The following is an 18,860-nucleotide window of genomic DNA, read 5'->3' as shown; positions in this document are numbered from 1 at the left end:
GCTCCCGGCGGGGCCGGCGCCACCCCACACCCCACTCGCCCCGTCCCTCGGAGGGATGCCGTGATGACGGCTGCCACGACCACGTCCGACCAGCACGACCACGACCTGTCCCACCTGCTGCGCTCCGACGGCTTCCAGACCTGGCGACGCGAGGTCACCGCCATCGGCGGCTGCGCCGCACCGATCCACCTCACCGGCTCCTCGCGGATCTACGACCGCGCCACCGGCACCGTCCTGGCCGAGCGAGACGGAGAGATCCTGGCCCCGTGCGGCAACCGACGAGCGTCGGTCTGCCCCGCGTGCTCGGACCGCTACGCCTCCGACGCCTACCACCTCCTGCGCTCCGGAATGGCCGGCGGCAAGGGCGTCCCCGAGACCGCTGCTGCTCACCCGCGGCTGTTCGTCACCCTGACCGCGCCGTCGTTCGGGCCGGTCCACACCCGCCGGGTCACCGCCCGCGGCCTCGTCATCCCCTGCCGCTGCGGGGACAAGCACCACCGCGACGATCCCCGCGTCGGCTGCGCGCTGGACCCCGACACCCACGACTACGTAGGCGCGGTGCTCTGGCAGGCCCATTCCGGCGTCCTGTGGAACCGGTTCGCCATCCGCCTCCGCCGCCTGCTCGCCCAGACACTCGGCGTCCGGGTCCGCGACTTCCGCGACCACGCCCGCCTGTCCTACGCCAAGGTCGCCGAGTACCAACGCCGCGGACTCGTCCACTTCCACGCCGTCGTCCGCCTCGACGGCCCCGAGGGGCCCTGGACCGCCCCACCCGCCGGGATCACCACCGACGCGCTCCACGCCGCCATCCGGGACGCCGCCCACGACGTCTCGCTCACCGTCGACCGGCCCGACGGCACACCGCAAGTGCTCGCCTGGGGCACGCAGGTCGACATCCGCCCCATCACCTCCACCACCGCGGCCGCGCTGGAGAACGACGACGGCGAGATCACCGACTCAGCCCTGGCCGCCTACGTCGCCAAGTACGCCACCAAGGGCACCGGAAAGTCCGAAGCCACCGACCGGCCCATCCGCGACATCGCCCACCTCGACCACCTCGACATCACCCCCCACCACCGACGGCTCATCGAGACCGCGTGGGAGCTCGGCGGCCGCGAGGAATACGAGGGGCTGAACCTGCGCCGCTGGGCGCACATGCTCGGGTTCCGCGGCCACTTCCTCACCAAATCCCGCAACTACTCCACGACCTTCGGAGCGATCCGCGGCGACCGCCGGACCTACCGCCTCGGGGAGACGCTGGCCGCCTTCGACACCCCCGCCGAACTCGGGGCGGTGCTGGTGGTCAACGACTGGGCCGTCGTCCACATCGGCCACCGCAACGACGCCGAACGAGAGATCGCCCTCAGCATCGCCGAACGCCGACACGAACAACGCCGCACCCGAACGGAGAGGAGCGCGCCATGATCAGCGCTGACCGGCTGTGGACGATCCGGGATGTCGCGCAGTACCTCGGGGTGCCGGTCCAGACCCTCTACCAGTGGCGCAGCCGCGGCTACGGACCGAAGGGGGTCCGGATCGGCCGCCACGTCCGCTACCGCTCGGACGACGTCCGGAGCTGGGTCGCCGACCAGGTCAAGGCGAGCGCCTGATGGCCAGTGTGCGGAAGCTGTCGGACGGTCGGTGGCAGGCCCAGTACCGGCCGTACCCGGGCGGCAAGCAGATCACCCGGACCACCCGGAAGAAGTCCGACGCCCAACGGTGGCTGGACGAGCAGACCACCTCACTCGTGAGCGGCAACTACGTCGACCCGACCGCTGGCCGGGTCACATTCGGGGCGTACTTCGAGCGCTGGTCCGCCCGCCAGATCTGGGTGCCGAGCACCGCACGTGCGATGAGCCTGGCGGCCCGCTCCGTGCCGTTCTGGGATGTCCCACTACAGCGGCTGCTGAGGTCGCACGTCGAGCTGTGGATCAAGGAGATGCAGACCGCCGACCGTGGCCCTGATCGCGATCCCGGGCTCGCACCGGGGACCATCCGAACCCGGGTGAACAACGTCCGAGCGGTGCTGCGCGGGGCGGTCAAGGACCGGATCCTGGCAGCCGATCCGAGTGAGGGCGTCAAGCTCCCTCGCGCTCGTCGGGCTGACGTCGCGATGGAGGTGCCGACTCCTGACGAGGTGCGCGACTTCCTGGATGCAGCCGACCCGCGGTTCGCGTGCTTCATCGCCCTGTGCGCTTTCGCCGGCCTACGGCTCGGGGAGGCGGCAGCGGTCCGGGTCGGCGACTTCGACCTACCGGAACGGCGGCTCGTGGTCCGACGACAGGTGCAGCGGGCGAACGACCAAGCCGTCGAGATCCGGGCGCCCAAGTACGGCAGCGAGCGCACGGTCTTCCTCGCCGACGGTCTGGTCGCCATCGTCCGCACGCACCTTGACGGGTTGGCCGGCCGCGGGTCGGAACGATGGCTGTTCCGGGGAGAGAACGGCAACCCGCCGCACCAGAACACAGTCGGCTACTGGTGGCGCAAGACCCGGCGCGACGCCGGGCACCCGACAGTCCGCCTGCACGATCTGCGGCACTACTTCGCCTCCGGTCTGATCGCGGCGGGCTGCGACGTGGTGACCGTGCAACGGGCGCTCGGACACTCCAGCGCGACCGTCACCCTGAGCACCTACGCGCACCTGTGGCCGACCGCGGAGGACCGGACACGAGCCGCTGCGGACTCGATGCTGACGGCCGTCCTCGGCGCTACTGACGAACCGGTGACGAACACACCGGAGCCGTAAGGCTCTGCCCAGCGGAAACGGGGCCGGGTCAGACGTTGAAGCGGAACTCGACCACGTCGCCGTCGTGCATGACGTAGTCCTTGCCCTCCATCCGCACCTTCCCCGCGGCCTTCGCGGCGTTCATCGTCCCCGCGGCGACCAGGTCGTCGTAGGACACGATCTCGGCCTTGATGAAGCCCCGCTCGAAGTCGGTGTGGATCACCCCGGCGGCCTGCGGCGCGGTGGCGCCCTGCGGGATCGTCCAGGCCCGCGACTCCTTGGGCCCGGCGGTCAGGTAGGTCTGCAGGCCCAGGGTGGAGAAGCCGGCGCGGGCCAGCTGGGCCAGCCCGGGCTCGTCCTGGCCGATGGACTCGAGCAGCTCGGCGGCGGAGGCGTCGTCGAGCTCCAGCAGCTCGGCCTCGACCTTCGCGTCGAGGAACACCGCCTGGGCGGGGGCGACGAGCTCGGTGAGCTCCTTGCGGCGGGCGTCGTCGGTGAGGACGGCCTCGTCGGCGTTGAAGACGTAGAGGAACGGCTTGGTGGTGAGCAGCGTCAGCTCGCGCAGCAGCGAGGCGTCGGCGTCGGCCTGGAACAGGGTGCGACCGGAGTTCAGGATCGCGACGGCGGCCTGCGCGGCGTCCAGGACCGGGCGGCGGTCCTTGTGCGTGCGCGCCTCCTTCTCCAGCCGCGGGATCGCCTTCTCCAGCGTCTGCAGGTCGGCCAGGACCAGCTCGGTCGCGATCGTCTCGATGTCGCTCGCGGCGTCGATGCGGCCGTCGACGTGCACCACGTCGGGGTCGTCGAACACGCGCACGACCTGGCAGATCGCGTCGGACTCGCGGATGTTGGCGAGGAACTTGTTGCCCAGGCCCGCGCCCTCGGACGCGCCCTTGACGATGCCGGCGATGTCGACGAAGGACACCGTCGCCGGGAGGATCTTCTCCGAGGAGAAGATCTCGGCCAGCTTCTCCAGGCGCGCGTCGGGCAGCGGGACGACCCCCACGTTCGGCTCGATCGTCGCGAACGGGTAGTTCGCGGCGAGCACGTCGTTGCGGGTCAGCGCGTTGAACAGGGTCGACTTGCCGACGTTGGGCAGGCCGACGATGCCGAGGGTGAGGGACACGGACGACCAGGGTAGTCGCCGCGGTTCAGCCCGGTTCGAGCCGGTAGCCCGCGCCGCGGACCGTCGCGATCCACTCGGCGCCCAGCTTGCGGCGCAGGTAGCGGACGTAGACGTCGACGACGTTGGACGCGGCGTCGGACCCCGGGCCCCACGCCAGTCGCAGGAGCTGCTCGCGGGACAGCACCTGGCCCGGGTGGCGCAGGAACGCCTCGGCGAGCGCGCACTCGCGGGCCGAGAGCTCCGCGGTCGTGCCGTGCACGGTGACGTGGCGGGTGCGCGGGTCCAGCTCCAGGCCGTGGAACGCGAGCACCTCGGGGTCCGGGGCGGGCCGGGCCCGCTCCAGCCGCAGCCGCACCCGCGCGAGAAGCTCCTCGAACTGGAACGGCTTGGCCATGTAGTCGTCGGCGCCCCCGGTGAGCCCGGCGACGGTGTCGTGCACGCTGTCGCGCGCGGTCAGGATGATCACCGGGACGGCGCTGCCCGCGGCCCGCAGCCGGCGCAGGACCTCGAAGCCGTCCATGCCGGGCAGCCCGATGTCGAGCACGAGCAGGTCGTAGCCGCCGGTGACGGCGTGGTCGTGCACGCCCGGCCCGTCGGGCACCACGGTCACCGCGAAACCCGCCGCGACCAGGCCCTTCTTCACGAACGACGCGATGCGCGGCTCGTCCTCGGCCACCAGGATCCGGCTCGTCACGTCTCGCTCCTCGGCAGGTCCAGGGTGAACGTGGCCCCGTGCCCGGGGGTGCTCTCCAGCAGGACGCGGCCGCCGTGCGTCGTCGCGATGGCGTCCACGATGGACAGTCCCAGGCCCGCGCCGTCGGAGCGCGGGGCGTCCTCGCCGCGCGCGAAGCGGCGGAACACCCGGCGCCGGTCCTCCGGCGCGACCCCGGGACCGGAGTCGGCGACCCAGATCCGCAGCCGGTCCCCGGCGACCTCCGAGCCGAGCGCGATCCGGTCACCGGCGCCGGTGAAGCGGGTCGCGTTGTCGGCCAGCGCGACGACGGCCTGGGTGATGCGCTGCGGGTCCATCCGCACCCGCACCGCGGCGACCGACTCCAGCCGCCAGTCCCGGTCGGCCAGCCCGGTGAGCTTGTCGAACAGCTCGCGGGTCAGCGCGGCGGTGTCCACCGTCTCCAGGCGCAGCAGCGACGGCTGCTCGGCGCGGGTCAGCGCGAGCATCTCCGAGACGAGCCGGTTCATCCGTTCCAGCTCGTCGTCGACCAGCGCGACGGTCTCGCGGACGTCGGCCGGGTCGGTCGCGTCGAGCACCCCCAGGTGGCCGCGGACGATGGTGATCGGGGTCCGCAGCTCGTGCCCGGCGTCGTCGACGAAGCGCCGCTGCGACACCACGCCGCTCTGCACGCGGTCCAGCATCGCGTTCAGCGTCGTGGCGAGCTCGGCGATCTCGTCGCGGGCCCGGTCGCGCTGCGGCACGCGGCTCGACAGGTCCGAGCCGGTGATCGTGCGGGCGGTGGCGGCGACGTCGCGCAGCGGGCGCAGGATCCGGCCGGCGACCAGCCAGGCGCCGACCGCGGACAGCAGCGCCGTCCCGACGCCGACGATGCCCATCAGGCGCGCCGCCTCGTCGGCGAACTCGTGCTCCTGCTCGGTGAAGTAGCCGATCACGATGACGCCGCGCGAGGGGTCGCCCGCGAGCCCGACCGGCAGCGCCGCCCAGCGCACCTCGCCCGCCTCGGTCGGGTGGGAGCCGCGGGCCGGCCGGCGCACGTCGGCGACCAGCGCGGTGAACCCGGGGTCCGCACGCAGCAGCACCCGCGGGCTGGTGCGCCGCGACTCCCAGCGGAAGCGGCCGTCGAGGTAGCCGAGGAACTTCTCGTTCGGCCGGGAGACGTTCGCCGCGATCACCGAGCGGAGGATCTCGTCGACCGAGCCGTAGGGCTGGCCCGTCGTCGGGTTGACGCCGGTCTCGGTGACGCGGGCGAACTCGGCGATCTCGGCGTCGAGCGACTCGTCGATCCGCCGGTCGGTCTCGTTGATCAGCAGTACCCAGGTGACGAGCGTGACGACGCCCAGCGACAGCAGGACCAGCAGCAGCACCCAGCCCACGATCCGGGTGCGGGCCGCGGTCGCCCGCCCCGCGCGGCGGGCCCCGGGTACGGGTTCCACGGCGTCGGTCGCGATGGTCGTCCCCTCCTCCGTGCCGACGACCATGGTCCCGCACCCGCCGCGCGCGACCGCCGCGGCACCCCCGCCGTTGATCACGCTCGGTCGCCGGCACTGCCCCGGGAGGCGTAAGGCATACTCCGCCGTACGCCGCACAGGTGACGTAGAGCGATCGTCGATCGGCTCGGCTCACCCGGACAGCCGTGCACCGCACCCGTCCGGGCCGAGCTCCGGCGGTCACGAGACCGAGGGGGACGTCGTGCGCCTGCCCGGAATGCACGCCCTGCTGACCGCGGGGGTCGCGGTCCTGACCACCGCGGGCACCGTGTCCGCGGTGTCGCTGACGGCGGCCGCGCCCGCCGGGCCCGCCCTGCCGCCGGCACCCCCGGCGGCGCCCGCGCCCGCGACGCCGCCGCCGCCCGCACCGCTCGCGCCGCCGCCCGCCCGGGCCCCGGTGTCCGCGCACACCGGCTCGGGGTCCGCGGACACCGGCGGCGACAGCGGCGGCGACAGCGGCGACGACACCTCCGCCGGCCCGGGGACGGGCGGCGGGTCCGGCTCGGCCGGCACGACCGCGCCGGAGCCGGCCGACCCGCCGCGGGCCGAGCAGCCCGCCAGGGAACCGGAGGAGACGCACGAGCGCCCGCCGGGCGTCCCGGACGAGGACGCGCCGCGCGAGGAGAAGATCCGCTACGCCTGCGCCCAGGGATGGATGTCGGGCTCGCTCTGCCCCTGACCGCGACCCCGACACCGGTGACCGATTCCCGCCAGTGACGCGCGGTCCGGGCTGGCATCGTCGGTGTCGTGCTGCTCGACCACGACACCTGCTACCGCGCCGTCGCCGCCAAGGACGCGCGGTTCGACGGCCAGTTCGTCACGGCCGTGCGCACCACCGGCATCTACTGCAGGCCGTCCTGCCCGGTGCCGCCGCCGCGCTCGCGCAACGTCGAGTTCCTGCGCACCGCGGCCGCCGCCCAGACCGCCGGCTACCGGGCCTGCCGCCGGTGCCTGCCCGACGCCGTCCCCGGTTCGCCGGAGTGGAACCTGCGCGCCGACGCCGCCGGGCGGGCCATGCGCCTGATCGCCGACGGCGTCGTCGAGCGCGAGGGGGTGCCGGGGCTCGCGTCGCGGCTCGGCTACTCCACGCGCCAGCTCGGGCGCATCCTCACCGCCGAGCTCGGTGCCGGGCCGCTCGCGCTGGCCCGCGCGCAGCGCGCCCACACCGCCCGGATCCTCGTCGAGACCACCCCGCTCGGGCTGGCCGACGTCGCGTTCGCCGCCGGGTTCGGCAGCGTCCGCCAGTTCAACGACACCGTCCGCGCCGTCTACGGGGTGCCGCCGTCGCAGCTGCGCTCCGAGGCCGCCCGCCGCGACCGCGGGCGCCCCGCGGGCCCGCCCGGCGCCCTCGTGCTGCGCCTGCCCCACCGGGCGCCGTTCGACCCGCACGGCCTGCTCGACCACCTCGCGGCCCGGGCCGTGCCGGGGGTCGAGAGCGTCGAGGGCGGCACCTACCGGCGCACGCTGCGGCTGCCGCACGGGCCCGCGTCGGTGGCCCTGGACCTGACGGCCCGGCCCGGCGCGGTCGTCGCGACGCTGCGCGCGTCGGACCCGCGGGACGTCGGGCCCGCGGTGGCCCGGCTGCGCCGGCTGCTCGACCTCGACGCCGACCCGCTCGCCGTCGACGCCGTGCTGGGCGCCGACCCGGCGCTGGCGCCGCTGGTCGCCGCCACCCCCGGGGTGCGGCTGGCCGGCAGCGCCGACCCCGCCGAGACCGCGGTGCGCACGGTGCTGGGCCAGCAGGTCTCGGTCGCGGCGGCCCGCACCGCGGCGGCCCGGCTGGCCGCCGGGCACGGCACGCCGCTGCCCGCCGAGCTGCGCGAGGACGACGGGCCGGCCCTGCTGTTCCCCGAGCCGGCCGTGCTGGCGGAGGTGACGGTCGCCGGGCCGCGGCGGCGCGCGTCGGCGCTGCGCGGGCTGTGCGCCGCGCTGGCGTCCGGGGAGCTGACGCTGGACCCCGGACGGGACCCGGCCGGGCTGCGTGCGGAGCTGCGCGCGCTGCCCGGGATCGGGCCGTGGAGCGCCGGCTACCTGGCCGTGCGGGTCCTCGGCGACCCCGACGAGCTGCTGACGTCCGACCTCGCGGTGCGCCGCGGGGCCGAGGCGCTCGGCCTGCCCGGCGACGAGGCCGCGCTCACCGCGCGCGGCCGTGCCTGGGCCCCCTGGCGGTCCTACGCCGCCACCCACCTGTGGCGGGCCGCCGTGTCCGCCCCCACCGCCTCCGGGAGGAGCGCATGAGCACCGCAGTCTGGGCCACCCGGGACACCCCGGCCGGGCCGTTCACCGCCGTCGTCGCCGACGACGGCCACGTCCTCGCCTCCGGCTGGACCGCCTCGGTCGACGAGCTGCTGGGCCTGGTCCACCGCTCGCTGGCCCCGGCCGATGTCCGCGAGGGCGACCTCGGCCCGGTCGGCGAGGCGATCGACCGCTACCACGACGGCGAGCTGTCCGTGATCGACGACGTGCCCGTCCGCCAGCGCTCGGGCCCCTACCGCGAGCTGGCCTGGGACGTGCTGCGCACGGTCCCGGCCGGGGCGCCGGTCACCTACACCGGCTACGCGGAGAAGACCGGCCGCCCGGCCGCCGTACGGGCCGCGGCGGGTGCCTGCGCGCACAACGCGGCGGCGCTGTTCGTGCCGTGCCACCGGGTGCTGCGCAGCGACGGCTCGCTGGGCGGGTTCCGCTACGGGCTCGCCGTGAAGCGGTGGCTGCTCGACCACGAGTCGGTCTGACGCCCCGGCCCGCGACGGTGCCCGGCCCGCGGACACGCCCGTGGACAGCGGGAACGCGGAACTGTCGGGGGCGCGGTGCACGCTGCGGGGGTGGACGTCCTCAGCCTGCTCGTCGGGTCGCTGCTCGGTGCGGCGGTCGCCGCCGCCGTCACCTGGGCCCTCGCGGGCTCCCGGTTCCGCGCGGAGGCCGCCGAGGCCGCCCGCGCGGCGGCGAACACCGCCGCGACCACCCGGGCGGACGCGGCCGGCCTGCGCGCCGAGCGCACGGCGCTGCTGGAGCGCGTCGAGGACATGCACGAGGCGCTGGACGAGGCGACGAACCGCGCCCGCCGGGCCGAGTCCGACGCCGCCGGCGCCACGGCCGCGCTGCGCGCCGAGCGCGCGGCGCGCGCCGAGGCCGAGGCGGTGACCGTGCGGCGGGAGGCCGAGCTGAAGGACTCCTTCGCCGCCCTGTCGCAGGACGCGCTGGCCCGCAACAACGAGGCCTTCGTCGCGCTCGCCGAGAGCCGGCTCAAGGAGGCGACCGCGGCGCTGTCGGCGCGGGCCGACGGTGACCGGTCGGCGCGGGCGAAGGCCGTCGAGCAGCTGCTCGACCCGGTCGCGGCCGCGCTGGGCCGGGTCGAGGGCCAGCTGCGGTCGGTGGAGAAGGAGCGCGAGTCGGCCTACGCCGGGCTGCGCGAGCAGGTCCGGGCGATGGCCGCGAGCTCCGACCGCCTCGGTACCGAGACCAGGGCGCTGGTCAACGCGCTGCGGGCCCCGCAGGTGCGCGGCCGGTGGGGCGAGATGCAGCTGCAGCGGGTCGCGGAGATGGCCGGGATGCTGGAGCACTGCGACTTCTCCACCCAGGTCTCCGCCGCCGGGGAGGACGGCGGGGTCCGCCCGGACATGCTGGTGCGCCTGTCGGGGGGCAAGCAGGTCGTCGTCGACGCGAAGGTGCCCTTCGCCGCGTACCTGCAGGCCGTCGAGGCGTCCGACCCCGACGTGCACACCGAGCGGCTCGCCGCGCACGCCCGCCAGCTGCGCACCCACGTCGACCAGCTCGCGGCCAAGTCGTACTGGGCCGCGTTCGAGCCGACGCCGGAGTTCGTGGTGCTGTTCGTGCCCGGCGACCCGTTCCTGGAGGCGGCGCTGCGCGCCGACCCCGGGCTGCTGGAGCACGCGTTCGGCCGCAACGTCGTGCTCGCCACGCCGACGACGCTGGTCGCGCTGCTGCGCACCGTCGCCTACGGGTGGAAGCAGGAGGCGCTGGCCCACAACGCCGCGCAGGTGCACCGCCTCGGCCGCGAGCTGCACGGCCGGCTCGCGACGATGGGCACCCACGTCGCCAAGCTCGGCCGCAGCCTCGACGCGGTCGTCGACAGCTACAACCGCACGGTGTCCTCGCTGGAGGCCCGGGTCCTGGTCAGCGCGCGGAAGTTCACCGAGCTGCAGGTGTCCGGCGCCGAGCTCACCGCCCCCGCCACCGTCGACCGCACCCCGCGGGGGGTCTCCGCCCCCGAGCTCGTCGCGTCGGCCGGGGAGGCGCTCGTGTCGCTGGAGGACCTCGGCCGCGCCGCCGAGGAGGACCGCCGCCGCACCGACGGCACCCGATCCGGCGGTGGACGACCCGACGGCGCACCGTCCGGCACGTTCGGCGACGGCGAGGCGCGTCCCGCGGACGCGGACGGGGCGCCGTGGCGGGAGCGGTTAGGCTGACCGGGTGACGACGGACCGCTCGAGCTCGGCACGCCGGCCCGGCCGGTCCGGCCGCCCCGCCCGCGGCGGCTGGCCGGTGCGCGAGCGCTCCCTGATCCCGCCGGTCCTCGGGGTCCCGCCGCTCGCCGCGACCGGGCTCGCCGTGGGCACCACCGCGATCGGCGTGTTCGCCGACCTCGTCCGGATCGGGACGGTCGGCCGGGTCTTCGAGATCGCCTACCTGCTGGGCTGCGTGCTCGCCGTGTCCTGGGTGCGCCGGCGCGGGATCTTCCTGCCCGCCGTGCAGCCGCCGCTGCTGCTGGCCGTGCTCGTGCCGCTGGTCGCGGTCCTGATCGGCGCACCGTCGGGCGGCGGGACCGCGCAGAGCGTGCTGATGGCCGGTGCCCCGCTGATCAACGCGTTCCCGGCGATGGCCGTGACCACCGTGGTCGTGCTGCTCGTCGCGGGGTTCCGCCTGCTGCGCCAGCGCCTCGGCCCCGACGACGCGGTCGGCCGGCTGCGCGCCCGGCTGGGCCTCGACCCGGGCGGGCACGACCCGGACGGCCCGCGGGGCGCACCCGGCCGCGGGGCCGCCACGGCGTCCCGCTCCCGCACGACGGGCACCGCCACCGCCGCCACCACGACCGGCACGGCCCGTCCCGGCTCGGCGCGCTCCGGCACGGCGACCGGTTCCCGGACGACCGGAACCGCCCGCACCGGTTCCACCCGCACCGGCTCGGCCCGGTCGGCCTCGACCGGCACGGCCCGCCGCGACGGCGACACCTCCCGCGGCTCCGCACGGACCGGTTCCACGGGGCGCTCGGGCGGCACCGGCTCGGGTCGGTCCGGCGGGTCGCGCACGGACCCGCCGTCCTCGCGCGGGACGACACGCGGGGGCGGCACCGGGCGGACACGCCGCGACCCCCGCTGACCCCCGCCCCGTCCCGGGTGGCGTCCGCGCAGGTGGACGCACGGCGCGTACCCCGCAGACGGAACTCCGTGCGACGGATCGGACAATGGGAGCAACCTGCCGCCCGCTCCGGGCGTCATCTGATCGGGGCCAGGCGTGACCCCGCCGCTCCCCGACCCACGCCGGAGGAACTGGACACCCATGTCGACCACCCGCAGCTCCCGCAGGTCGCGCCCCGCGATCGTCGTCGCGCTGGTGACCGTGGCCGTCGCCCTGATCGGCGTCGGCACCGCGCTGGCCACGACGCCCGCGGCGCAGGCCTTCCGTGACCAGCCGCTCGTGCCGGGCACCCCGTGCACGATCACCGCGAGCGCCTGCGTCGACCTCGACACGAAGCGGTCCTGGCTGTTCGAGAACGGCGCGGTCAGCCACGGGCCGGTGCCCGTCGCGACCGGCGGGCCGGGCAAGGAGACCCCGGTCGGGCACTCCCTGCGCGTCTACCGCAAGGAGCAGCTCCACCAGAGCGGCGAGTACACGATGACCAATGGCGAGCCCGCCCCGATGCCGTGGTCGGTGTTCTTCCAGGACGGCGGCATCGCCTTCCACGAGGGCCGCACCGACACCCCGTCGGCCGGCTGCGTCCGGCTGACCCGCGAGAACGCGATCACCTGGTTCAACGCGCTGGAGATCGGCGACCAGGTGCAGGTCGTCTCGGCGCAGCAGGTCCACGCCGACCGCGGCGGCGCCTGACCCGATCCACGACGACGGCCCCGGACCTGCTGGTCCGGGGCCGTTCTTCGTACGGGGCCGTCGCGCGGGGGGCTCAGCTCAGCGGCGTGAGGTCCAGCGCGGTGCGGCCGCGCGGCGGGCGCAGCTCGCGGGGCAGCGAGAACGTCAGCGTCTCCTCGGCGGTGTCGACCTCCTCGACGGAGCCGAAGCCGCGCTCGGCGAGGTGCGCGACGACGCCCTGCACCAGCACCTCCGGCACCGACGCGCCGCTGGTGACGCCGACGGTCGTCACGCCGTCGAGCCAGGCCTCGTCGATCTCCTTGGCGTAGTCGATCAGGTACGACGCGCCGGCGCCCGCGCCGAGGGCCACCTCGACCAGCCGCACCGAGTTCGAGGAGTTCCGCGAGCCGACGACGAGCACGAGGTCGCAGCGCGGGGCCATCGTCTTGACCGCGACCTGACGGTTCTGGGTGGCGTAGCAGATGTCGTCCGACGGAGGGTTCTGCAGGTTCGGGAACCGCTCCCTCAGCGCGCGGACGGTGTCCATCGTCTCGTCGACGCTCAGCGTGGTCTGCGACAGCCACACGACCTTGTCCGGGTCGCGGACGGTGACCGAGTCGACGTCGGCGGCGGACTCGACGAGCTGGATGTGCTCGGGCGCCTCGCCGGAGGTGCCCTCGACCTCCTCGTGCCCGGCGTGGCCGACGAGCAGGATGTCGTACTCCTCGCGGGCGAAGCGCTTCGCCTCCTGGTGGACCTTGGTCACCAGCGGGCAGGTCGCGTCGATCGTCTGCAGCTGCCGGCCCTTCGCCTCCTCGCGCACCGCGGGCGAGACGCCGTGCGCGGAGAACACGACGTGCGCGCCCTCCGGCACCTCCGAGGCCTCCTCGACGAAGATCGCGCCGCGTTCGCGCAGCGTCTCCACGACGTGCTTGTTGTGCACGATCTCCTTGCGGACGTACACCGGGGCGCCGTACTGGTCGAGTGCCTGCTCCACCGCCTCGACGGCGCGGTCGACGCCCGCGCAGTAGCCGCGGGGCTTGGCGAGCAGGACCTGCTTGGCAGAACCGGACATGCCTCCAGGGTACGGACCGGCTCGTCGGCGGGCAGCGGTACGTGACCGGCCCGACCGCGACGGCGTGCCCGGCGCGACACGAGTGCGCCGGCCGGGGAGAATGACGCCATGTCCACCCTGCCGTTCCCCGTGCGGATCGCCGCCGGCCTGGTCGTGACGGCCGTCGAGCAGGCCCGCGAGCTCCCCCGGCACGCCGTCGAGCTGCCGGTGACCGCGGTCAGCCAGGCCCTGCAGGTGTCGATGCGCCTGCAGCAGCGGATCACCGAGCTGGCGATCAAGGGGGACCGGGCGCTGGGCACGCTGCGGCCCGCCGACGACGTCCCGAGCTGGGCGACCTTCGACGACGACCTGGCCGACGGCGCCGACCTGTCGCTGCCCGACCCGGAGCCGATCGCCCCGCCGCTGCCGCCCGCCCCCGGTGGCGGGCGCAACGGCAGCGGCACCGTGTCCGCGCTGCGCCCGGCCCGCACCGGCATCCCGATCGAGCGGCCGGAGCGGCCGGCGTCGGCGTCGAACCGGGCGGAGGCCGCCGCGGCCGCGCCCACCGCCGTACCGGAGTACCCGACGATGACGGTGCCCCAGCTGCGCGGCAAGCTCCGCACGCTGAGCCTCGACGACCTCGCCGACCTGCTCGCCTGGGAGACCGCGCACGAGAACCGCCCGGCCTACGTCACGATGCTGACGAACCGGATCGCGACGGTGTCCGAGAAGCGGTGAGCGGCGCGACCTCCGAGGAGGAGCCGTGGCCGGTCCGCACGGTCGCCCGCAAGATCGCCGAGTGGGTCGACCGGCTCGGCGCGGTGTGGGTCGAGGGCCAGCTCGCGCAGGTCAACGCCCGCACCGGGACGGCGTTCCTGACGCTGCGCGACCCGGCCGCGGACGTGTCGCTGCAGCTGACGGCGCCGTCGTCGCTGGTGCGTGACGCGGGAGCGGCCGTCACCGAGGGCAGCCGGGTGATCGTGCACGGCAGGCCGTCGTTCTACCTGGGCCGCGGCACGCTGTCGCTGCGCGTCGACCGGATCCGCGCGGTCGGGCTCGGCGAGCTCCTGGCGCGGATCGAGCGGCTGCGCCGGCTGCTCGCCGCCGAGGGGCTGTTCGACCCCGCGCTCAAGCGGCGCCCGCCGCTGCTCCCGCACACCATCGGCCTGGTCACCGGGCGCGACTCGGCCGCCGAGCACGACGTCGTGCGCAACGCGACGGCGCGCTGGCCCGCCGTCCGGTTCCGGATCGAGAACGTCGCGGTGCAGGGCGGGCTCGCCGTGGAGCAGGTCGTCGGCGCGCTGCGGGCGCTCGACCGCGACCCGCACGTCGAGGTCATCGTCCTCGCCCGCGGCGGCGGCAGCGTCGAGGACCTGCTGCCGTTCTCCGACGAGACGCTCTGCCGCGCCGTCGCCGCCTGCCGGACGCCGGTCGTCTCGGCGATCGGGCACGAGCCGGACTCCCCGCTGGTCGACCACGTCGCCGACGTCCGCTGCTCCACCCCCACCGAGGCCGGGCGCAGCCTGGTGCCCGACCTGGCCGAGGAGACCGACCGCATCGCCGGGCTACGCGGGCGTGCGCGCCGGGCGCTGCGCGGCTGGGTCGACCGCGAGCAGCACCGGCTCGACGACCTGCGCCGCCGCCCCGTGCTCGCCGACCCGCTGCGGACGGTGACCTTCCGCGAGGGCGAGCTCGCCGACACGCGGGCCGCCGCGCGGCGCGCCGTGCTGCGCAGGCTGGACCGGTCGTCGTCGGAGCTGGAGCACCTGACCGCGCGGCTGTCCGCGCTCGGGCCGGCCGCGACGCTGGCCCGCGGGTACGCGATCGTGCAGCTGCCCGGCACCGACGGCGAGGTCCCCGCGCTGCTGCGCTCGGTCGCCGACGCACCCGCGGGCACCGCGCTGCGCATCCGGGTGGCCGACGGCGCCGTCGCCGCGACGGTCACCGCGGCTCCCCCGCCGGCCGGGGCCACCGGCGGCGCGCACGGCACCGACGACAGCGACGGCACCGACGACACCGAGGAGAAGGCCCGATGAGCGAGCGTCCCGCCGTGGAGACCCTCGGCTACGAGCAGGCCCGCGACGAGCTCGTCGAGGTCGTGCGCGCCCTGGAGGTCGGCGGCCTGGGCCTCGACGAGTCGGTCGCGCTGTGGGAGCGGGGCGAGGCACTGGCGCAGCGCTGCGAGGACCAGCTCGCCGGGGCCCGCACCCGCATCGAGGACCGGCTGGCCGCGGCCGACCCCGACGGCGACGCCGACGGCCGCTCCTGAGCCGCGCTCAGCCGCCGGGCGTCCCGGGCGGGATCGGGCGGGCGGCGGCGAGGGCGTCGGCGAGCGCGCGGAACTGCTCGTCGGACCCGGAGCCGGTGACCAGCACCCGTACCGGCTGCGCCCCGGGCAGCGTCGCGATCCGGAACGGCTCCCCGCCCTCGGCGCCGTAGACCTCCCAGGTCAGGCCGCCCGCCTGCTCGGTGCCGCGCATCGTGGGCGGGCCGTCGCCGCGCCCGGCCGCACCGGACTCGGTGGCGAGCACGCCCTCGGCGGTGCCGTCGGTCTGGACCAGGCTGAGGAAGTCCGCGTCCGGGGTGACGTAGCCGATCCGCACCGCGGTGCCGCCGCCCTCGACCGGGCCGCGGTCGGTGGAGTTCACCCGGAACGCCACGTCGGGCAGCCGCAGCGGGAACGACGAGCCGCGCGCGTACTCGGCGATCCGGGCCGGCGCGTCGACCGTGGGCCCGGACGCGGCGTCCTCGGCGGGGGCGCCGGGGGAGAACGAGCACGACCCGCCGACGGAGAAGATCAGCAGCGCGATCGGGACCAGGATCAGGCAGGCCCAGATCAGGTCGCGCACCGAGGTGTCGCCGCGGCCCGGCTTCTGCATCGCCCGCGGCCCCGCCTCGGGGATCCGCCGGGTCACCGGCGGCGGCACCGGCCGGCGGGCGGGCTGCTCCCCCGTGCCGGCGGCGGCCGCCGTGCCCTCCGCGGCCGGTCCGGCCGGCTCGGGAGCGGCCCCGCCGGCGGGCCCCTCGGGCTCCTGCGACGGCGTTGCGGGGTCAGGTCGTGCGCTCACGCCACCATCGTCCCAGGCATGGCGTCGGTCGCTCATCACTGCTCCCCCGGCCTCCCACGTGCGAGTATCGGAGCGCGCCCGCCCCCGTCGGGGGACGTCGCCGACGAGACGCCCGTGAATGGAGACGTATCCGTGAGCCAGCCCGCCAGTCCTGCCCCCGCCCGCCGGCGCGAGGCCCCCGACCGCAACCTGGCGATGGAGCTGGTCCGGGTCACCGAGGCCGCGGCGATGGCCGCGGGCCGCTGGGTCGGCAAGGGCGACAAGAACGGCGGTGACGGCGCCGCCGTCGACGCCATGCGCCAGCTCATCTCCTCGGTGTCGATGCGCGGTGTCGTCGTCATCGGCGAGGGCGAGAAGGACGAGGCGCCGATGCTGTTCAACGGCGAGGAGGTCGGCAACGGCGAGGGCCCGTTCTGCGACGTCGCCGTGGACCCGATCGACGGCACCACCCTGATGGCCAAGGGCATGCCGAACGCGCTGGCCGTGCTCGCCGTCGCCGAGCGCGACGCGATGTTCGACCCGTCGGCCGTGTTCTACATGGAGAAGATCGCCGTCGGCCCGGAGGCCGCGGACGTCATCGACATCACCGCCCCGGTCGCGGAGAACATCCGCCGGGTCGCGCGCGCCAAGGAGATCGACGTCGCCGACGTCACCGTCTGCGTGCTGGACCGCCCGCGCCACGAGCAGATCGTCGCCGAGATCCGCGAGGCCGGCGCCCGGATCGCCTTCATCTCCGACGGCGACGTCGCCGGCGCGATCGCCGCGGCCCGGCCCACCTCGGGCGTCGACATGCTCTACGGCGTCGGCGGCACCCCGGAGGGGATCATCACCGCGGCCGCGCTGAAGTGCATGGGCGGGGAGATCCAGGGCCGGCTCTGGCCCAAGGACGACGAGGAGCGCGCCAAGGCCGTCGCCGCCGGGCACGACCTCGACCAGGTCCTCACCACCGCCGAGCTGGTCACGGGCGAGAACGTCTTCTTCTGCGCCACCGGCATCACCGACGGCTCGCTGCTGCGCGGCGTGCACTACCGCGGCGGCGGCGCGACGACCCAGTCGATCGTGATGCGCTCGAAGTCCGGCACCGTGCGGCTGATCGACGGCTACCACCGCCTCACCAAGCTGCGCGAGTTCTCCTCCGTCGACTTCGACGGCGTCGAGGGCGAGGCCCCGCCGCTGCCGTGAGCTGATCCCCTGCTCACTCCGGGCGGCACCGCGCCGTCCGGAGGAGCAGGATCGGCGGGCATGAGCGAGGACTTCCGCATCGAGCACGACACCATGGGCGAGGTCCGGGTCCCCGCCGACGCGCTGTGGCGGGCCCAGACCCAGCGCGCGGTGGAGAACTTCCCGATCTCCGGGCGCGGCCTGGAGCGCGCCCAGATCCGCGCGCTGGGGCTGGTCAAGGCCGCCGCCGCCCGGGTCAACGGCGAGCTGGGCGTCCTCGATGCCGACACGGCGCGGGCCGTCGCCGCCGCCGCCGACGAGGTCGCCGAGGGCCGCCACGACGACCACTTCCCGGTGGACGTCTTCCAGACCGGCTCGGGCACGTCGTCGAACATGAACGCCAACGAGGTGATCGCCTCGCTGGCGTCGCGGGCGGGTGTCGACGTGCACCCGAACGACCACGTCAACGCCTCGCAGTCCTCCAACGACGTGTTCCCGACGACCATCCACCTCGCCGCCACCGAGGCGCTGGCCACCGAGGTCGTGCCCGCGCTGGAGCACCTGGAGGCCGCGCTGCGCCGCCGCGCGCAGGACTGGGCCGAGGTCGTCAAGGCCGGCCGCACCCACCTGATGGACGCCGTCCCCATCACCCTGGGCCAGGAGGCCGGCGGCTGGGCCAGCCAGGCCGGCTACGGCGCGGACCGGGTCCGCGACGCGCTGCCCCGCCTCGCCGTCCTCCCGATCGGGGGCACGGCCGTCGGGACCGGGCTGAACGCCCCCGACGGCTTCGGCGGCGCCGTCGTCGCGGCGCTGCGGGAGGCCACCGGGCTGGAGCAGCTGACCGAGGCGAGCGACCACATCGAGGCGCAGGGCTCGCGGGACGGCCTCGTCGAGGCCTCCGGCGCGCTGCGCACGGTCGCGGTGAGCCTCTACAAGATCGCCAACGACCTGCGGTGGCTGTCGTCGGGGCCGCGCACCGGGCTCGCCGAGATCCACCTGCCGGACCTGCAGCCGGGCAGCTCGATCATGCCGGGCAAGGTCAACCCGGTGATCTGCGAGGCCACGATGATGGTCTGCGCCCAGGTCATGGGCAACGACGCGACGGTCGGGTTCTCCGGCAGCCAGGGCAACCTGGAGCTGAACGTGATGATGCCGGTGATGGCGCGCAACGTGCTGGAGTCCGCGCGGCTGATCGCGAACGCGTCGCGGCTGCTCGCCGACAAGGTCGTCGACGGCATGGAGGCCGACCTGGAGCGCACCCGCGAGTACGCCGAGTCCTCCCCCTCCATCGTCACCCCGCTGAACTCGGCGATCGGCTACGAGGAGGCGGCGGCCGTCGCGAAGCAGGCGCTGAAGGAGCGGCGGACGATCCGCGAGGTCGTGATCGAGCGCGGGCACGTCGCGAACGGGACGCTCACCGAGGAGGAGCTGGACCGCGCGCTCGACGTGCTGGCGATGACCCGCGGGGTGAAGCGCTCCTGATCTCCGGGTGCGCCCGGTGAC

General features: G+C 75.4%; 19 protein-coding genes. 14 read left to right on the top strand and 5 right to left on the bottom strand.

Going from position 1 to position 18,860, the window contains the following annotated elements; all coding sequences use genetic code 11:
* The first annotated feature begins 63 nt into the window (after nt 1–63).
* The 3 genes from WJX68_RS16105 to WJX68_RS16095 are packed head-to-tail and all read left to right on the top strand — an operon-like array spanning nt 64 to nt 2,746.
* On the top strand, nt 64–1,425 hold the full coding sequence (locus WJX68_RS16105; RefSeq protein WP_340291625.1) for a replication initiator: 1,362 nt from the start codon (nt 64–66) through the stop codon (nt 1,423–1,425).
* The gene (locus tag WJX68_RS16100; protein ID WP_340291623.1) at nt 1,422–1,610 is read left to right on the top strand and encodes a helix-turn-helix transcriptional regulator; all 189 of its coding nucleotides are present in this window, start codon (nt 1,422–1,424) and stop codon (nt 1,608–1,610) included. The genes WJX68_RS16105 and WJX68_RS16100 overlap by 4 nt, the downstream gene beginning before the upstream one ends.
* Complete coding sequence (locus tag WJX68_RS16095; protein ID WP_340291621.1) at nt 1,610–2,746, top strand: tyrosine-type recombinase/integrase; 1,137 nt, start codon at nt 1,610–1,612, stop codon at nt 2,744–2,746. Before WJX68_RS16100 ends, WJX68_RS16095 begins: the two co-directional genes overlap by 1 nt.
* Before the next feature lie 28 nt (nt 2,747–2,774).
* Here the strand turns inward: WJX68_RS16095 and ychF are convergent, their stop codons facing one another.
* The 3 genes from ychF to WJX68_RS16080 are packed head-to-tail and all read right to left on the bottom strand — an operon-like array spanning nt 2,775 to nt 6,020.
* Nucleotides 2,775–3,848, bottom strand: a complete 1,074-nt coding sequence (gene ychF, locus WJX68_RS16090; protein ID WP_340291618.1) for a redox-regulated ATPase YchF — start codon at nt 3,846–3,848, stop codon at nt 2,775–2,777.
* Nucleotides 3,849–3,873: 25 nt separating this feature from the next.
* The gene (locus tag WJX68_RS16085; protein ID WP_340291616.1) at nt 3,874–4,542 is read right to left on the bottom strand and encodes a response regulator transcription factor; all 669 of its coding nucleotides are present in this window, start codon (nt 4,540–4,542) and stop codon (nt 3,874–3,876) included.
* Nucleotides 4,539–6,020, bottom strand: coding sequence for a sensor histidine kinase (locus WJX68_RS16080; RefSeq protein WP_340291613.1), 1,482 nt, complete (start codon nt 6,018–6,020; stop codon nt 4,539–4,541). The genes WJX68_RS16085 and WJX68_RS16080 overlap by 4 nt, the downstream gene beginning before the upstream one ends.
* Nucleotides 6,021–6,231: 211 nt before the next feature.
* Here WJX68_RS16080 and WJX68_RS16075 point away from each other — a divergent pair, with 211 nt between their 5' ends.
* The 6 genes from WJX68_RS16075 to WJX68_RS16050 all read left to right on the top strand — a co-directional run bounded on the left by WJX68_RS16075 (nt 6,232) and on the right by WJX68_RS16050 (nt 12,095).
* Nucleotides 6,232–6,708 carry a hypothetical protein gene (locus WJX68_RS16075; protein ID WP_340291611.1) on the top strand — a complete coding sequence of 159 codons (477 nt, stop codon included), beginning with the start codon at nt 6,232–6,234 and terminating at the stop codon, nt 6,706–6,708.
* A 68-nt stretch (nt 6,709–6,776) separates the two neighbouring features.
* A complete protein-coding gene (locus WJX68_RS16070; RefSeq protein WP_340291609.1) occupies nt 6,777–8,267 on the top strand; it encodes an AlkA N-terminal domain-containing protein in 1,491 nt (496 codons plus the stop codon).
* Nucleotides 8,264–8,761, top strand: coding sequence for a methylated-DNA--[protein]-cysteine S-methyltransferase (locus WJX68_RS16065; protein ID WP_340291607.1), 498 nt, complete (start codon nt 8,264–8,266; stop codon nt 8,759–8,761). Before WJX68_RS16070 ends, WJX68_RS16065 begins: the two co-directional genes overlap by 4 nt.
* A gap of 90 nt (nt 8,762–8,851) precedes the next feature.
* Nucleotides 8,852–10,456, top strand: a complete 1,605-nt coding sequence (locus WJX68_RS16060) for a DNA recombination protein RmuC (protein ID WP_340291605.1) — start codon at nt 8,852–8,854, stop codon at nt 10,454–10,456.
* A 4-nt stretch (nt 10,457–10,460) separates the two neighbouring features.
* Nucleotides 10,461–11,366, top strand: coding sequence for a DUF6542 domain-containing protein (locus tag WJX68_RS16055; RefSeq protein WP_340291603.1), 906 nt, complete (start codon nt 10,461–10,463; stop codon nt 11,364–11,366).
* Nucleotides 11,367–11,546: 180 nt separating this feature from the next.
* Entirely contained in the window at nt 11,547–12,095 is a 549-nt protein-coding gene (locus WJX68_RS16050; RefSeq protein ID WP_340291600.1) for a L,D-transpeptidase, read from the top strand.
* A 73-nt stretch (nt 12,096–12,168) separates the two neighbouring features.
* Here WJX68_RS16050 and WJX68_RS16045 read toward each other — a convergent pair whose 3' ends face one another.
* On the bottom strand, nt 12,169–13,149 hold the full coding sequence (locus WJX68_RS16045) for a 4-hydroxy-3-methylbut-2-enyl diphosphate reductase (protein ID WP_340291598.1): 981 nt from the start codon (nt 13,147–13,149) through the stop codon (nt 12,169–12,171).
* A gap of 108 nt (nt 13,150–13,257) precedes the next feature.
* On the opposite strand from WJX68_RS16045, the gene WJX68_RS16040 reads away from it, so the two are divergent.
* Genes WJX68_RS16040 through WJX68_RS16030 form a run of 3 tightly spaced genes read left to right on the top strand, consistent with a single transcriptional unit; the run spans nt 13,258 to nt 15,397 of the window.
* The gene (locus WJX68_RS16040; protein WP_340291596.1) at nt 13,258–13,866 is read left to right on the top strand and encodes a lipid droplet-associated protein; all 609 of its coding nucleotides are present in this window, start codon (nt 13,258–13,260) and stop codon (nt 13,864–13,866) included.
* Nucleotides 13,863–15,164: an exodeoxyribonuclease VII large subunit gene (gene xseA / locus WJX68_RS16035; RefSeq protein ID WP_340291594.1), complete on the top strand. Its 1,302-nt coding sequence runs from the start codon at nt 13,863–13,865 to the stop codon at nt 15,162–15,164. The genes WJX68_RS16040 and xseA overlap by 4 nt, the downstream gene beginning before the upstream one ends.
* Nucleotides 15,161–15,397 (top strand): exodeoxyribonuclease VII small subunit, encoded by a 237-nt coding sequence (locus WJX68_RS16030; RefSeq protein ID WP_340291592.1) that lies wholly within the window; start codon nt 15,161–15,163, stop codon nt 15,395–15,397. The genes xseA and WJX68_RS16030 overlap by 4 nt, the downstream gene beginning before the upstream one ends.
* Before the next feature lie 7 nt (nt 15,398–15,404).
* On the opposite strand, the gene WJX68_RS16025 is transcribed toward WJX68_RS16030, so the two are convergent.
* Nucleotides 15,405–16,196: a DUF4245 domain-containing protein gene (locus tag WJX68_RS16025; protein WP_340291591.1), complete on the bottom strand. Its 792-nt coding sequence runs from the start codon at nt 16,194–16,196 to the stop codon at nt 15,405–15,407.
* 195 nt (nt 16,197–16,391) lie between these two features.
* On the opposite strand from WJX68_RS16025, the gene glpX reads away from it, so the two are divergent.
* Together glpX and WJX68_RS16015 are read left to right on the top strand one after the other, a co-directional pair.
* Nucleotides 16,392–17,378 carry a class II fructose-bisphosphatase gene (gene glpX, locus WJX68_RS16020; protein ID WP_340291744.1) on the top strand — a complete coding sequence of 329 codons (987 nt, stop codon included), beginning with the start codon at nt 16,392–16,394 and terminating at the stop codon, nt 17,376–17,378.
* 60 nt (nt 17,379–17,438) lie between these two features.
* Nucleotides 17,439–18,839, top strand: a complete 1,401-nt coding sequence (locus WJX68_RS16015) for a class II fumarate hydratase (RefSeq protein ID WP_340291589.1) — start codon at nt 17,439–17,441, stop codon at nt 18,837–18,839.
* The last annotated feature ends 21 nt before the right edge of the window (nt 18,840–18,860 follow it).

It is taken from the genome of Pseudonocardia spirodelae, assembly GCF_037727765.1.
GTDB lineage: Bacteria > Actinomycetota > Actinomycetes > Mycobacteriales > Pseudonocardiaceae > Pseudonocardia > Pseudonocardia spirodelae.
The sequence above is the reverse complement of the archived record's forward strand: the minus strand, read 5'-3'. Positions and strand labels throughout refer to the sequence as shown.